This is a genomic window from Streptomyces phaeoluteigriseus (assembly GCF_001896135.2).
GTDB classification, from domain to species: Bacteria; Actinomycetota; Actinomycetes; order Streptomycetales; family Streptomycetaceae; genus Streptomyces; species Streptomyces phaeoluteigriseus.
Genome location: NZ_MPOH02000017.1, coordinates 202,703 through 217,598, shown reverse-complemented (window position 1 = coordinate 217,598; position 14,896 = coordinate 202,703). Strand labels below are relative to the sequence as shown.

At 70.3% G+C, this 14,896-nt stretch carries 9 protein-coding genes and 1 pseudogene; 5 read left to right on the top strand and 5 right to left on the bottom strand.

Annotation, left to right across the window (positions count from 1 at the left end):
• The first annotated feature begins 2 nt into the window (after window positions 1-2).
• The 4 genes from BM536_RS28405 (at window position 3) to BM536_RS28390 (ending at window position 4,592) form a co-directional block, all read left to right on the top strand.
• Window positions 3-1,796: an SDR family oxidoreductase gene (locus BM536_RS28405; protein ID WP_211362965.1), complete on the top strand. Its 1,794-nt coding sequence runs from the start codon at window positions 3-5 to the stop codon at window positions 1,794-1,796.
• 234 nt (window positions 1,797-2,030) lie between these two features.
• A complete protein-coding gene (locus BM536_RS28400) occupies window positions 2,031-2,579 on the top strand; it encodes an RNA 2'-phosphotransferase (RefSeq protein ID WP_073491254.1) in 549 nt (182 codons plus the stop codon).
• Window positions 2,580-2,706: 127 nt separating this feature from the next.
• Window positions 2,707-3,609 (top strand): LLM class flavin-dependent oxidoreductase, encoded by a 903-nt coding sequence (locus BM536_RS28395; RefSeq protein ID WP_073491253.1) that lies wholly within the window; start codon window positions 2,707-2,709, stop codon window positions 3,607-3,609.
• A 101-nt stretch (window positions 3,610-3,710) separates the two neighbouring features.
• On the top strand, window positions 3,711-4,592 hold the full coding sequence (locus BM536_RS28390; protein ID WP_073491252.1) for a Cof-type HAD-IIB family hydrolase: 882 nt from the start codon (window positions 3,711-3,713) through the stop codon (window positions 4,590-4,592).
• A gap of 7 nt (window positions 4,593-4,599) precedes the next feature.
• Here BM536_RS28390 and BM536_RS28385 read toward each other — a convergent pair whose 3' ends face one another.
• The 5 genes from BM536_RS28385 to hisC form a co-directional block, all read right to left on the bottom strand.
• Window positions 4,600-5,670 (bottom strand): peptidoglycan DD-metalloendopeptidase family protein, encoded by a 1,071-nt coding sequence (locus BM536_RS28385; RefSeq protein ID WP_073491251.1) that lies wholly within the window; start codon window positions 5,668-5,670, stop codon window positions 4,600-4,602.
• 154 nt (window positions 5,671-5,824) lie between these two features.
• On the bottom strand, window positions 5,825-9,319 hold the full coding sequence (cydD, locus tag BM536_RS28380; RefSeq protein WP_094103671.1) for a thiol reductant ABC exporter subunit CydD: 3,495 nt from the start codon (window positions 9,317-9,319) through the stop codon (window positions 5,825-5,827).
• Window positions 9,320-9,378: 59 nt separating this feature from the next.
• Window positions 9,379-10,383, bottom strand: a complete 1,005-nt coding sequence (cydB, locus tag BM536_RS28375; protein WP_073491250.1) for a cytochrome d ubiquinol oxidase subunit II — start codon at window positions 10,381-10,383, stop codon at window positions 9,379-9,381.
• A 21-nt stretch (window positions 10,384-10,404) separates the two neighbouring features.
• A complete protein-coding gene (locus BM536_RS28370) occupies window positions 10,405-11,910 on the bottom strand; it encodes a cytochrome ubiquinol oxidase subunit I (RefSeq protein ID WP_073491249.1) in 1,506 nt (501 codons plus the stop codon).
• Between the two features lie 201 nt (window positions 11,911-12,111).
• Complete coding sequence (gene hisC / locus BM536_RS28365) at window positions 12,112-13,191, bottom strand: histidinol-phosphate transaminase (RefSeq protein ID WP_073491248.1); 1,080 nt, start codon at window positions 13,189-13,191, stop codon at window positions 12,112-12,114.
• Between the two features lie 480 nt (window positions 13,192-13,671).
• Between hisC and BM536_RS28360 the strand changes: the two are divergent.
• Window positions 13,672-14,783 (top strand): annotated as a pseudogene (locus BM536_RS28360) (LacI family DNA-binding transcriptional regulator).
• The last annotated feature ends 113 nt before the right edge of the window (window positions 14,784-14,896 follow it).

The following is a 14,896-nucleotide window of genomic DNA, read 5'->3' as shown; positions in this document are numbered from 1 at the left end:
CGATGCTGGAGAATGCGCGCGAGCGCCGGGTGCGGACCGGCGGGATCGAGCTGTGCGTGGCCGAACTGGGGGACCCCGGGAGGCCGACGGTCGTCCTGGTGCACGGCTATCCCGACAGCAAGGAGGTGTGGTCCGAGGTCGCGTCCCGGCTGGCCGACCACTTCCACGTCGTCCTGTACGACGTCCGGGGCCATGGCCGTTCGAGCGCTCCGCGGCCGCTGCGGGGCGGTTTCACCCTGGAGAAGCTGACGGACGACTTTCTGGCGGTCGTGGACGCGGTCAGCCCCGGCCGGCCGGTGCATCTGGTCGGGCACGACTGGGGCTCGGTGCAGTCGTGGGAGTTCGTCACGGTCAAGCGCAGTGAGGGCAGGATCGCGTCCTTCACGTCGATGTCCGGCCCGTCCCTCGACCACTTCGGTCACTGGATCAACAAGCGCCTCACCCGGCCCACTCCGCGGCGTATCGGCCAACTCCTCGGCCAGGGGGCGAAGTCCTGGTACGTGTACCTGCTCCACACCCCCCTGCTTCCCGAACTCGCCTGGCGCGGGCCCCTCGGCAAGCGCTGGCCCGGCATCCTGCGGCGGCTGGAGAAGGTGCCCGGCGGTGATTACCCCACCTCCTCGCTGCCCTCCGACGCAACCCACGGTGCCTGGCTCTACCGCGACAACGTCCGGGCCCGGCTGCGCCGTCCGCGCCCGGACGCCCGCGCGCACGCGCCCGTGCAGCTCATCACGCCCCTGGGGGACGTGTTCCTGTCGGAGCAGCTCTACGACGACCTGGAGTTGTGGACTCCGCGTCTGACGCGTCGGACGATCCAGGCGAAGCACTGGGTCCCGCGCACTCGGCCCGATCAGCTGGCTTCCTGGATCACGGAGTTCGTGAACTCCGTGGAAGCCGAAGGGGAGAGCGGGAGGGGGAGCGACAGGGAGGCGCCCCACGCGGCGGCGAGTCCGAGGGCGGCCGGTCCCTACGCCGACCGGTTCGGCGGGCAGTTGGTGCTGGTCACCGGGGCGGGCAGCGGCATCGGACGGGCGACGGCGTTCGCGTTCGCCGAGGCGGGCGCGCGGGTGATCGCCATCGACCGGGACACCGAAAGCGCCTCCCGGACCGCCGAGCTGGCCCGTGTCGTCGGTGCCGCGGATGCCTGGGCGGAGACGGTGGACGTCTCCGACGAGCAGGCGATGGAGAAGCTCGCGGCGAAGGTCCTTGCCGAACACGGCGTGGTGGACGTGTTGGTGAACAACGCGGGCATCGGGCTGTCGGGTTCGTTCCTGGACACCACGCCGGAGGACTGGCGCAAGGTCCTGGACGTCAACCTGTGGGGCGTCATCCATGGTTGCCGTCTCTTCGGCAGGCAGATGGCGGACCGTGGCCAGGGCGGCCACATCGTCAACACCGCCTCCGCCGCCGCCTTCCAGCCCTCCAGATCGCTGCCCGCCTACAGCGCGTCCAAGGCGGCCGTGCTGATGCTGAGCGAGTGTCTGCGCGCCGAACTGGCCGGCCGGGACATCGGAGTCACGGCGGTCTGTCCCGGATTGGTCAACACGAACATCACCTCCACCGCCACGTTCGTCGGTGTCGACGCGGAGGAGGAGAAGCGTCGGCAGAAGCGCTCCGCACGCATGTACGGGCTGCGCAACTACCCGCCGGAGAAGGTCGCGAGCGCCATCCTGCGCGCCGTGGCCCGCAACGAGGCGGTGGTCCCGGTCACACCCGAGGCGCGGATCTCGCACGCCCTGTCCCGTTTCGCACCGGGGATGTTGAGGCGTCTCGCGCGTGTGGAACCGCCGCTGTAGGGGGTTTGAGGACCAGTGGCGGTGCGGGCGTCGAAGTGGACGTCCTGACAGCCCTCTTCGACCACTGTGCTTCAAGTCCTGCACGGTGCGCCGCGCTTGCCGAAACGCCGTTGGCTGACAGGTCGTTGTCCACAGGATCTCCAATTTGCCTGTGGATAACTACAGTTGGTTGTGGATCAAACATCGGGCACAAAACTCGATGCGTGATCCTCGTCTCGCCGTCATGCTGACCGGATGGACGAAAGACGCACCGTGAAGGTGTCGAAGTACCTCTCCAAGCACCTGCGCCACCAGCCCGAGCGCATCGGCCTCACGCTCGACGAAGCCGGCTGGGTCGAGATCGAGACGCTCATCGCGGCAGCCGCGGCCCACGGATTCCACTTCACCCGGGAAGAGCTGGACCACGTCGTCGCCGCGAACGACAAGAAGCGCTTCGCGGTCGAGGGCACACGTATCCGTGCCAGCCAGGGTCACAGCATCGACGTGGAACTCGGCTTTCCCCAGGCGACACCGCCGCCGTACCTCTACCACGGGACCGTGGCCCCGCATCTGGACGCGATCCGGGACGAAGGGCTGCGGCCGATGAACCGGCACGACGTGCACCTCTCCGCCGATCGGGAGACCGCGACCCGGGTCGGCGCCCGCAGAGGACGGCCGGTGGTGCTGTCCGTGGACGCGGGTGCCATGCACCGCGACGGCCACGTCTTCCACGTGAGCGCGAACGGGGTGTGGCTGACGAAGGCGGTGCCGCCGCGGTACCTGCGTTTTCCCGCGCAGCACTGATCCTTCTCCGTCGGGACCACCGCTGTGACCGCTGCCGTGACCGCCGTCACTGCGCAGGCCGCGACCGACCCGGCGCGTACAGCGACGGTTTCACGTGAAACACGGTCGTCCGCATACTCTCGACGACATGAGTCTGCGACTGAGCACCGTGATCCTCCCGTACCTCCGCTGGCACGAGGGCGGCCGTTCGGCCTGGACACGCGCCGAGCAGCTCGGCTTCCACACCGGATACACCTACGACCATCTGTCCTGGCGCACCTTCCGCGACGGCCCCTGGTTCGGCGCGATCCCGACGCTCACCGCCGCCGCGACCGCCACCGAGCGGCTGCGCCTGGGCACCCTCGTGACCTCGCCGAACTTCCGGCACCCGGTGAACCTCGCCAAGGAGCTGATCTCCCTGGACGACATCTCCGGCGGCCGGATCACCCTCGGGATCGGCGCGGGCGGCACCGGCTTCGACGCCACCGCCCTGGGCCAGGACCCGTGGACGCCGCGCGAGCGGGCCGACCGCTTCGCCGAGTTCGTACCCCTCCTGGACCGGCTGCTCACCGAGGACTCGGTGTCCTACGAGGGCGACTTCTACTCGGCGCACGAGGCGCGCAACATCCCCGGCTGCGTCCAGCGCCCCCGGCTGCCCTTCGCCGTCGCCGCGACCGGCCCGCGCGGCCTGAAGCTCGCCGCGCGTCACGGCCAGGCCTGGGTGACCACCGGCGACCCCAAGCTGTTCGAGAAGGGCACCCCCGAGCAGTCGGTCGAGGCCATCCGCGGCCAGATCGAGAAGCTCACGGACGCCTGTGTGGCGCTCGGACGCGATGTGCGCACCCTGGACAAGATCCTGCTCACCGGGTTCACACCGGACCGCGGCCGGCCGCTGGGGTCCCTCGACGCCTTCGTTGACTTCGCGGGCCGTCACCAGGAGCTGGGTTTCACGGAGATCGTCATCCACTGGCCCATCCCGGACTCCGACTTCGCCGCGGACCAGAAGGTGTTCGAGCAGATCGCCATGGAGGCCCCGGCGCAGCTGCGCTGACCTCGGCCACGGGAACGGCGCCGACCTGCGACATCACCGGTCACAACTCATCCGTGCGGACTCCCGCACGACCGTGCGGATCGATACGGGAGAATGACCGGGTGACCTCAGCGACTCGACAGCCCGAGACCCCGGCCGCCACCTCCCCGCCGCGGTTGATCGCCACCGATCTCGACGGGACCCTGCTGCGCGACGACAAGTCGGTGTCCCCGCGTACGGTCGCGGCCCTCGCCGCCGCCGAGAAGGCGGGCATCGAGGTCTTCTTCGTCACCGGCCGCCCCGCCCGCTGGATGGACGTCGTCAGCGACCACGTCCACGGGCACGGCCTGGCGATCTGCGGCAACGGCGCCGCCGTGGTCGACCTGCACGGCGGCCCCGGCGCCCACCGCTTCGTGAAGGTGCGCGAGCTGGCCCGGGACAACGCGCTGGACGCCGTGCGGCTGCTGCGTGAGGCGGCGCCCGGGACCGTGTACGCGGTCGAGCAGACGTACGGCTTCTACCAGGAGCCGGAGTATCCCAAGATGCACCTGGAGGTCCCCGACTCCCTCGCGCCCGCCGAGCGACTGCTGGCGCCGGACGCCCCGGGGGCCGGTGAGCCGGTGCTGAAGATCCTCGCGTTCCATCCCACGCTCGATCCCGACGCCTTCCTCACCCTGGCGCGGCTGGCCATCGGTGACCGCGCAAATGTCACCCGTTCCAGCCCCAGTGCGCTGCTGGAGATCAGCGGGCCGGGTGTCTCCAAGGCCAGCACGCTCGCCCTGTGCTGCGCGGAGCGGGGCATCTCGCACGAGGAGGTCGTCGCGTTCGGGGACATGCCGAACGACGTCGAGATGCTCACCTGGGCGGGCCGTTCGTACGCCATGGGCAACGCGCACCCGGATGTGATCGCCGCGGCCTCCGGCCAGACGGTCGCCAACAACGACGACGGGGTCGCCGTCGTCATCGAGCGGCTGGTCACCGAGCGACTCCAGGCCTCCGACTGAGCCAGGTCTACCCGACGGGTGCCCCGCGTGCCGCCAGCCACGGCACCGGGTCCACCGCCGACCCCATCTCCGGGGTGACCCGCACCTCGAAGTGCAGGTGCGGGCCCGTCGAGTTGCCGCTGGTGCCCGACTGCCCGATCCACCGGCCCGCCGTCACGCTCTCGCCCTGGTCCACGGCGACGGACGCCAGGTGGGCGTACTGCGTGTAGTAGCCGTCGGCGTGCTGGAGCACGATCTCGATGCCGAAGGCGCCGCCGCACGACACCCGCACCACACGGCCCGCGCCGACCGCCTTCACCGGCGTGCCGATCGGTACCGCGAAGTCCTGACCGGTATGCCGACCGGCCCAGCGGGCGCCGCCGCTGCCGAAGCCCGCGGACAGGGTGTAGCCGTCGACCGGTACGACCCACTTCCGCGCGTCACGCGTCGGTGGCCCGTCGAGCCGCTCGGCACCTCGGCAGGAACCCGCGGCGACCGAGGCGTCCGCCTGCCCCTGCAACTGCCACCGCGCCTGTTCCAGTTTCTGCGCGATGCCCTTCTTCAACACGGCCAGTTCTGCGGTGCGCCGCTCCAGCGCCCGCCGGGCGCCCGCCGCCCTCGCCTCGTCGGCCGCCAACCGGTTCTCGGCCCGCCGGCTCTTGCCGATCGCGCTGTCCACGGCCAGATTGGTCCGCGAGAGAACGCGCTGACCTCGCATCAGCTCGTCGGGGCTGCTCGACAGGACGAGCTGCGCGGCCACCGGCAGCCCGCCGCTGCCGCGGTACTGGGCGCGCGCGATGCGGCCCAGGTCGTCACGCAGCACTGTGATCTCCCGCCGCTCACGGGCGAGGAGTTGCTCCAGACGCCGGACCTTCACCCGTTGCGCCTCGGCCTCGACGCGCCCCGCCTCGTACTCCTGGCTGGCCACGGCCGCTTCCTCGTACAGCCGCGCCACCTGCGCGCTGAGCCCGGAGCCGGGCCCGGAGCCCGCGCCGTCACCGCCCGGCTGACCGTCGGCGGTCGCGGGCCGCGCCACCAGCACCGCGGCCGCACACAGCACTACCGGAACGAGCAGCGGACTACGGTGATGTGAAGGCATGTCAGCGATCCTGTCCCGGCCACCCGCCCCGGTCCTCTTCTGGTCGTACGCCTGGGGGAAGACCGACCCCGAATGGCCGAACGTGGACCGTGCCGGGCGTTCACTCAGTATGAGAGCCGGGGACCTTCGCACCGACCGGGTGAAGGGTCGCGCCTCACCGCATCCCCACCAGCAGGTCGGCCTCCTCCTCCCGCTCGACCATCTCGCGCAGCGGTCCCTCTTCCGCCACCAACTCCGCGTAGCCGCCGCGTTGCACGACCCGGCCCTCGTCCAGGACGACGACCTCGTCCACCGCGTCGAGCCCGGCGAGCCGGTGGGTGATGAGGAGCGTCGTACGGCCCTCGGTGGCGGCCAGCAGGTCCGCGGTGAGGGCGTCGGCGGTCGGCAGGTCGAGATGCTCGGCGGGCTCGTCGAGCACCAGGACGGGGAAGTCGGCGAGGAGCGCGCGGGCCAGGGCCAGGCGCTGGCGCTGGCCGCCGGACAACCGGGCGCCGTGCTCACCGACCAGCGTGTCGAGCCCGTCGGACAGTCCGTCGGCCCACTCCAGCAGCCGGACCCGCGCCAGCACGTCGCGCAGGTCGCCCTCGGTCGCGTCCTTCCTCGCCAGCAGCAGGTTCTCGCGAACCGAACTGTCGAAGAGGTGCGCGTCCTGCGCGCACAGCCCGACCAGCCGTCGTACGTCGTCCCCGTTCAGGGCATACGCGTCCACCCCACCGACCGTGTACGAGCCCGCACCGGAGTCCAGGAACCGCAGCAGAACCTGCGCGAGTGTCGTCTTGCCGGAACCGGAGGTCCCCACGACAGCGATCCTGCGGCCCTGCTCCACCATGAGGTCGACACCGGCGAGCGCGTCCCGGTCCTGTCCCGTGTGCCGGGCGGACAGCCCCTTCAGGACGAGGGGGAAGGGGGACACGGGCACCTGGCGAGGCAGCTCCGGCTCCCGCACCGGCTCGGGGGCATCCAGGACCTCGTACACGCGCTCCGCGCTTCTACGCACGCGCTGGCGGTACTGGACGGCGAGCGGCAGGCCGAGGACTGCCTCGAAGGCGGCGAGCGGGGTGAGGACGACCACGGCCATCGCCACGCCGCTCAGCCGTCCCGCGTCGACGGCCTGCGCACCCACGAGGGCGGCGGCTGCCACCGTCAGTCCCGAGACGAGTGCGGTCAGCCCGCCCCCGAGCGCGGTGGCGGTGGCAGCTCGCGAGGCGATCCGGGTGAGCACGGAGTCCGCCTCGCGGACCGCGGCCGTTCGGGCGGGCAGGGCGCCCGCGACCGTCAGTTCGGCGGTGCCGGTGAGCAGGTCGGCGGCACGGGTGGCGAGTACTCCTCGTGCGGGGGCGAGGCGGTGTTCGGCCCTGCGGGCCACGGCACCGGTGATCACCGGGACGCCCGCACCGGCCGCGAGCAGCCCCACGGCGAGCACGGCCCCCGCCTCGGGCAGCAGCCACGCCGTGAACGCGACGGATCCCGCCGAGACGACGACGGCGGACGCGGCGGGCAGCAGCCAGCGCAGCCAGTAGTCCTGGAGGGCGTCCACGTCGGCGACGAGCCGCGTCAGCAGGTCTCCCCGGCGTGTGGTGCGCAGCCCGGCGGGCGCGAGCCGCTCCAGTCGCCGGTACACGGCGACCCGTGTGTCGGCGAGCATCCGCAGCACGGCGTCGTGCGACACGAGCCGCTCGGCGTACCGGAACACGGCTCGTCCGATACCGAAAGCCCGGGTCGCCGTCACGGCCACCATCAGATAGAGCACCGGAGGTTGTTGCGAGGCGCGTGAGATCAGCCAGCCGGAGGTGGCCATGAGGCCGACGGCACTGCCGAGAGCCAGGCTGCCGAGGAGCAGCGCGAGACCGAGGCGTCCACGCCGGGCGCCGGCCATGTCACGGACCCGGGCGAGGACTCCGCCCCCGGCCGGAGCCGTCCGCGTCCCCTGCACGGCGTCCACCACGTGGCCTTCGGCGACCATCCCGGAAGGCTGCGGTGTGGCCGCGGGTCCGCGTGCCTCCGCTCGCGCCGCCGTGTCCGTGGCCTCCAGCCGCACCACACGGTCCGCCACCGCCAGCAGCGCCGGCCGGTGCACCACCAGCAGGACCGTCCGACCGGCCGCCAGCCGTCGTACGGCGGCCACGACCTCCGCCTCGGTCTCCCCGTCGAGCGCGGCCGTCGGCTCGTCCAGCAGCAGCACGGGCCGGTCGGCGAGGAACGCCCGCGCCAGCGCGAGCCGCTGACGCTGGCCGGCGGACAGCCCGGCCCCGTCCTCACCGAGCACCGTCCCGGCGCCCGCCGGCAGCGCGTCCACGAACTCCAGCGCGCCCGCGTCCCCGAGCGCCCGGCGCACGGCCGCGTCATCGGCATCAGGGCACGCCAGCCGTACGTTCTCGGCGATCGTGCCGGCGTAGAGGTGCGGGTGCTGCGGCACCCAGGCGATCCGGGAACGCCACTGTTCCAGGTCGATGTCCGCGAGGTCGGCTCCCCCGACGCTCACCCGGCCCTCGGCCGGCGGGACGAAGCCCAGGAGGGCGTTCAGCAGGGTCGACTTGCCGGCTCCACTCGGGCCGACAAGTGCCACCGTCTCCCCGGGGGCAACGGTGAAGGACACGTTCGAGACGGCGTCGCCGGAGTGGCCGGGGTAGCGGACCGTCACGCCCTCGAAGGCCACGCCGCCCGTCGGCACCGCGCCGGTGCCGGACACCGGCAGCGGTGTCTCCAGCACCTCGAAGATCTCCTCGGCCGCGGCCAGCCCCTCGGCTGCCGCGTGGAACTGCGCCCCGACCTGCCGCAGCGGGAGATACGCCTCGGGTGCGAGCACGAGGATGACCAGGCCGGTGTACAGGTCCATCTCGCCGTGCACGAGCCGCATGCCGATCGTCACGGCGACCAGGGCCACCGAGAGCGTCGCCAGCAGCTCCAGAGCGAACGACGAGATGAAGGCGATCCGCAGCGTCCGCATGGTCGCCTGCCGGTACTCACCGGTGATGCGCCGGATCGACTCGGCCTGTGCCTTGGCCCTTCCGAACACCTTGAGCGTGGGCAGTCCCGCGACGACGTCGAGGAAGTGACCGGACAGCCGGGACAGCAACCGCCACTGACGGTCCATCCGTGACTGCGTGGCCCAGCCGATGAGCACCATGAAGACGGGGATCAGCGGCAGGGTGCCGACGATGATCGCGGCAGACACCCAGTCCTCTGTCACGATCCGCGCCAGCACCGCCACCGGCACGACCACCGCGAGTCCCAACTGCGGCAGATAGCGCGAGAAGTAGTCGTCGAGGGCGTCCACACCCCGAGTGGCGAGCGCGATCAGCGAACCGGTCCGCTGCCCGCTCAGCCACCCGGGACCGAGCCGGGCAGCCCGCTCCAGCAAGCGGCTCCGCAGCTCCGACTTCACTGCCGCGCCGGCCCGGTGCGCGGACAGTTCGGTGAGCCAGGCGATCAGCGCCCGCCCGAGCGCCACAGCCACCAGGAGCAGCAGGGGCGTCCGGAGTTCCGCGACAGGCTGACCCTGCTCGAAGGCACCGACCACCACCTCGGCGATGAGCATGGCCTGAGCGATCACCAGCACCGCTCCGACGGTGCCCAGGCCGACGACCGCCATGAGGAAGCGGCGGGTGGCGCGGGCGTATCGGAGGAGACGCGGGTCGATCGGTTTCACGTGAAACACACCCTCTTCTCAAGGGGCATGTTTCACGTGAAACAGGCCCCAACTCGGACTCAGTGCGCGGGCTCAGCGAGGTGCTGCGTACCGATCCGCTTACGGAAGACCCAGTAGGTCCACGCCTGGTAGACCATGACGACCGGCGTGGCGATCGCCGCGCACCAGGTCATGATCTTCAGGGTGTACGGGCTCGACGAGGCGTTGGTCACCGTGAGGTTCCAGTCCGCGTTGAGCGAGGACGGCATGACGTTCGGGAAGAGCGTCAGGAACAGCATCGTGACGGCGGCCACGATGGTGAGTCCGGAGAGGGCGAACGACCAGCCTTCCCGCCCCGCCTGGTTCGCCACCAGCGCCACGACGAGCGCGGCGACGGCCACGACCAGCGCGACGAGGCTCTTGCCGTCACCGCTGTCGATCTGCGTCCACAGCAGGAAGACCAGCGCGAGAACGGCGGTCAGCAGACCGACCTTGGTCGCCAGCTTCCGCGCCCGCCGGCGGATGTCGCCGACGGTCTTGAGGGCCGTGAACACCGCACCGTGGAAGGTGAACAGCGTCAGGGTGACCAGACCGCCGAGCAGCGCGTAGGGGTTGAGCAGGTCTCCGACGGTGCCGACGTACTCGAAGTCCTGGTCGATCTTCACACCGTGCACGATGTTGCCGAAGGCCACACCCCACAGGAACGCGGGGAGGAGCGAGGTCCAGAAGATCGCGTGCTCCCAGTTGCGCTGCCAGTTCTCCTCGGGCCGCTTGGCCCGGTACTCGAAGGCGACGCCCCGCACGATCAGGCAGACGAGGATGAGCAGCAGGGGCAGATAGAAACCGGAGAAGAGCGTGGCGTACCACTCCGGGAAGGCGGCGAAGGTGGCGCCGCCCGCCGAGAGCAGCCACACCTCATTGCCGTCCCAGACGGGGCCGACGGTGTTGATGAGCACCCGCCGCTCGGGCCGGTCGCGGGCGAGCAGCTTGGTGAGGATGCCGACCCCGAAGTCGAAGCCCTCCAGGAAGAAGTAGCCGATCCACAGGACGGCGATGAGGACGAACCAGACGTCGTGCAGTTCCATGACTGTGCAGCTCCCTCGGGCCTAGTAGGAGAAGGCCATCGGCTTGTCGGCGTCACGGGAGTCGCCGCCGATCTTCGTGGGCGGGTTGAGGTCGGCCTCGGTCAGCTCGGGCGGGCCGGCCTTCACGTACTTCACGAGCAGCTTGACCTCGACGACGGCGAGGATGGCGTACAGCACCGTGAAGGCGATCATCGAGGTGAGGATCTCGGCCTGGGAGACGCCGGGGGAGACCGCGTCCCGCGTCTGCATGACGCCGTACACGACCCAGGGCTGGCGGCCCATCTCGGTGAAGATCCAGCCCCAGGAGTTGGCGATCAGCGGGAACGCCATGGTCCACAGGGCCAGCAGCCAGTACAGGCGGGTGAGCTTCGCGCCGAGGGGCTTCTTCAGCAGGACCAGACGGGGCACCTCGTCCTCCCCGGTCCGCAGGGCGGCCGGCAGGAGGAACCTCTTGCGTGTGAGCCACAGCCCGACCAGGCCGAGGGAGAGCGACGCCATGCCGAAGCCGATCATCCAGCGGAAGCCCCAGTAGGCGACGGGGACGATGGGCTTGTAGTCACCGGGGCCGAACTTCTTCTGGAGGGCCTCATTGGTGTCGTTGATGCCGGGCACGTACGACTCGAAGTCGCTGTGCGCCAGGAAGGACAACAGGCCGGGTATCTCCAGGGCGACCTTGTTGTGACCCTTGTCGACGTCGCCGTAGGCGAACACGGAGAAGGGCGCGGGCTCCTCGCCGTCCCACAGCGCCTCTGCCGCGGCCATCTTCATCGGCTGCTGCTCGTACATGACCTTGCCGAGGGTGTCGCCGCTGACCGCGGTGAGCAGTCCGCCGACCGCCAGGGTGACCAGTCCGAGCCGCAGCGAGGTCCGCATCTCGGGGATGTGCCTCTTGCGCATCAGGTGGAAGGCGGCGATGCCCACCATGAAGGCGCCACCCGTCAAGAAGGCCGCCGAGAAGCTGTGGAAGACCTGGTTGAGCGCGGTGTTCTGGGTAAGGACGAGCCAGAAGTCGGTGAGTTCCGCGCGACCCTTCGCCTCGTTGATGCGATAGCCGACGGGGTGCTGCATCCAGGAGTTGGCCGCGAGGATGAAGTACGCCGACAGCAGCGTGCCGATCGAGACCATCCAGATGCAGGCCAGGTGGATCTTCTTGGGCAGCTTGTCCCAGCCGAAGATCCACAGGCCGATGAAGGTGGACTCGAAGAAGAAGGCGATGAGGGCCTCGAAGGCCAGCGGCGCTCCGAAGACGTCGCCGACGAAGCGGGAGTAGTCCGACCAGTTCATGCCGAACTGGAACTCCTGCACGATGCCGGTGACGACGCCCATCGCGATGTTGATCAGGAAGAGCTTGCCCCAGAACTTCGTCGCCCTGAGGTACTTCTCCTTCTCTGTGCGCACCCACGCGGTCTGGAGTCCGGCGGTCAGCGCGGCCAGCGAGATCGTCAGGGGAACAAACAGGAAGTGGTAGACGGTCGTGATGCCGAACTGCCAGCGCGCCAGGGTCTCCGGCGCCAAAGCCAGGTCCACGTCACCGCTCCTTACTCAGCCGCTTGTGAAAGCGTTCACATTCACAAGCAATTATGGCGCACGGATTTTCGACATACGAAGGGGGTCCCCCGTTACTCCGGGGAACCCCCTCGCGGCACCGGCCGACGACGACAGGTCACGGGCTCTGACCTGCGGAAACCATCCTCAGCTCAGCAGACCGGGTGACCCATCTCTCACCGGCTACAGCTCCTTGCGCAACCCTTCCGCCACCTTCAGGAAGATGTCGTTGGCCTCGTTCTCCCCGATCGTCACCCGTACACCCTCGCCCGGGAACGGCCGGATCACGACGCCCGCCTGCTCGCACGCCGCCGCGAAGGCGACCGTCCGCTCGCCCAGCCTCAGCCACACGAAGTTGGCCTGCGTCTCCGGGACCGTCCAGCCCTGGGCACGCAGCCCCTCGACCACCCGGTTACGCTCACAGACCAGGGAACCGACCCGGCCGAGCAGCTCGTCCTCGGCCTGGAGCGAGGCGATCGCCGCCTCCTGCGCGATCTGGCTCACCCCGAACGGCACCGCCGTCTTGCGCAGCGCCGCCGCCACCGGCTCATGGGCGATCGCGAATCCGACGCGCAGCCCGGCGAGCCCGTACGCCTTGGAGAAGGTCCGCAACACACAGACGTTCGGCCGCTCCCGGTACAGCCCGACGCCGTCCGGCACCTCGGCGTCGCGGATGAACTCCCGGTAGGCCTCGTCGAGCACGACCAGGACATCGCCGGGCACCCGGTCCAGGAAACGCTCCAGCTCGGCCCGCCGCACCACGGTGCCGGTGGGGTTGTTGGGGTTGCAGACGAAGATCAGCCGGGTCCGCTCGGTGATCGCGTCGGCCATCGCGTCCAGGTCGTGCACATCACCGGGCGTCAGCGGCACCTGCACCGCGGTCGCGCCGCTGATCCGCGTGATGATCGGGTACGCCTCGAAGGACCGCCACGCGTAGATGACCTCGTCGCCCGGTCCGGCCGTCGACTGGATCAGCTGCTGGGCGACGCCGACCGAGCCGGTGCCCGTGGCGATGTGGGAGGCCGGCACGCCGAAGCGCTCGGACAGCTCCGCCACCAGGCCCGAGCACGCCAGGTCCGGGTAGCGGTTGAACGACCCGGCGAGGGCCGTGACCCGCTCCAGCACCCCCGGCAGCGGCGGATAGGGGTTCTCGTTGGAGGACAGCTTGTAGGCCACGGGACCACCCGTCGCGGCCGGCTTACCCGGCTTGTAGGTGGGGATTCCCTCCAGCTCGGCGCGCAGCTTGGGGCTCGTCTCGCTCACCGCAGTCCTCCTCGTGACCACCACCGGCTTCAATACTGCTCACCTTATGAGGATTCGGCGCGCCTGCGTACAGCTGAGAACGGACCTCCGCTCGCGAAACCCGCGTCGGCCCGGCCCGGCCGGGCGGCCGGGCCGGCCGGGCCGGCCCGGCGGCCGTGACACACCCCACCTACATCAGAGGCATCCCCCCATGAAGGCGGACGAAGGCGTACACGGTGGGGGGCGCACCGAACATATATCTATGCGCCGGTGGCCTGCGCCGTAGCGCGCATCCCTCGTGCAGGTGAGTTGAGACCTCTTCGAAACATCGGTGCCTTGGCAGGCCCATCCGTGCTCACGCGCCACGTCCTGGCACAGAACAGTCCAACTGCCTTGCTTTCCGATGCAATTGGCTACCTCTGACCGTGCAGAAACGTGCCTGCTAATGCGTGCATATGCGTCCGCCCTACCCCACCGGATGAGCCCTACTATCGGCTCGCCATGACAGCAGCAGGGAAGCACCAGGTGAGCCGCGCGGAAACCTCACGCCGAGGCAGCCGGCCGGGCCGGGCGGGCATCAGGGACGTGGCCGCCGCCGCCGGAGTCTCCATCACGACCGTCTCCGATGCCCTCAACGGCAAGGGCAGGCTCCCGGACGCCACCCGACGCCATGTCCGCGAGGTCGCCGACCGACTGGGCTATCGCCCCTCGGCAGCGGCCCGAACGCTCCGTACCGGCAAGTCGGGCCTCATCGGTCTGACCGTGACCACGTACGGGGATGAACCTTTCACCTTCACCGAGTTCGCGTACTTCGCCGAAATGGCGCGGGCGGCCACGTCCGCCGCGCTCGCCCGCGGCTACGCCCTCGTCATCCTCCCCGCGACCTCGCGCCACGACGTGTGGTCGAACGTCGCCCTGGACGGCACGGTGGTCATCGACCCCTCCGACCAGGATCCGGTGGTCGGTGAACTCGTCCGCCAGGGCTTACCGGTCGTCTCCGACGGCCGCCCGGCCGGCCGCTCCCGGTCACCGCGTGGGTGGACAACGACCACGAGGCCGCCGTCCTCGACATCCTCGACCACCTGGCCGACGCCGGCGCCCGCCGCATCGGCCTCCTCACCGGCACCACCACCGACACCTACACCCACCTATCGACCAGCGCGTACCTGCACTGGTGCGAGCGCGTCGGCCAGGACCCGGTCTACGAGTCCTACCCCGCCCACGATCCGTGCGCGGGCGCCGTCGCGGCCGACCGGCTGCTGGCCCGGCCCGACCGGCCGGACGCCGTCTACGGCCTGTTCGACCCCAACGGCACCGATCTCCTCGCCGCCGCCCGCCGCTACGGCCTGCGCGTCCCGGAGGACCTGCTGCTGGTGTGCTGCAGCGAGTCCACCGTGTACGCCAACACCGAGCCACCCATCACCACCCTGTCGCTGAAGCCCCGGCGCATCGGCACCGCGGTGGTCCAGCTCCTCATCGACGCGATCGAGGGCGTCGAGTCGGACCGGCCCGTCGAACAGGTGATACCGACGGAACTGATCGTGCGTACCTCGTCCCAGCGACGTTCACCACGTACGACGGTCAGTCCACCGCGGTTGCCGGAGGAGAAGTAGGAGGGGCGGGCGGGCGGCGGGGGAGGCTTCTCGTGCGGCTTTCGAGCGGCTTTCGAGCGGCTTCTCGTCAGACCTGCCGTCCGACCTTCCGTTCCGCTTGCCGTGCGGCTTCT

Excerpts from the sequence above, each read along its gene's own strand:
- BM536_RS28405 (WP_211362965.1), top strand. The coding sequence starts at position 3 with ATGCTGGAGAATGCGCGCGAGCGCCGGGTGCGGACCGGCGGGATCGAG.
- BM536_RS28400 (WP_073491254.1), top strand. The coding sequence starts at position 2,031 with ATGGACGAAAGACGCACCGTGAAGGTGTCGAAGTACCTCTCCAAGCAC.
- BM536_RS28395 (WP_073491253.1), top strand. The coding sequence starts at position 2,707 with ATGAGTCTGCGACTGAGCACCGTGATCCTCCCGTACCTCCGCTGGCAC.
- BM536_RS28385 (WP_073491251.1), bottom strand. The coding sequence starts at position 5,670 with ATGCCTTCACATCACCGTAGTCCGCTGCTCGTTCCGGTAGTGCTGTGT.
- cydB (WP_073491250.1), bottom strand. The coding sequence starts at position 10,383 with ATGGAACTGCACGACGTCTGGTTCGTCCTCATCGCCGTCCTGTGGATC.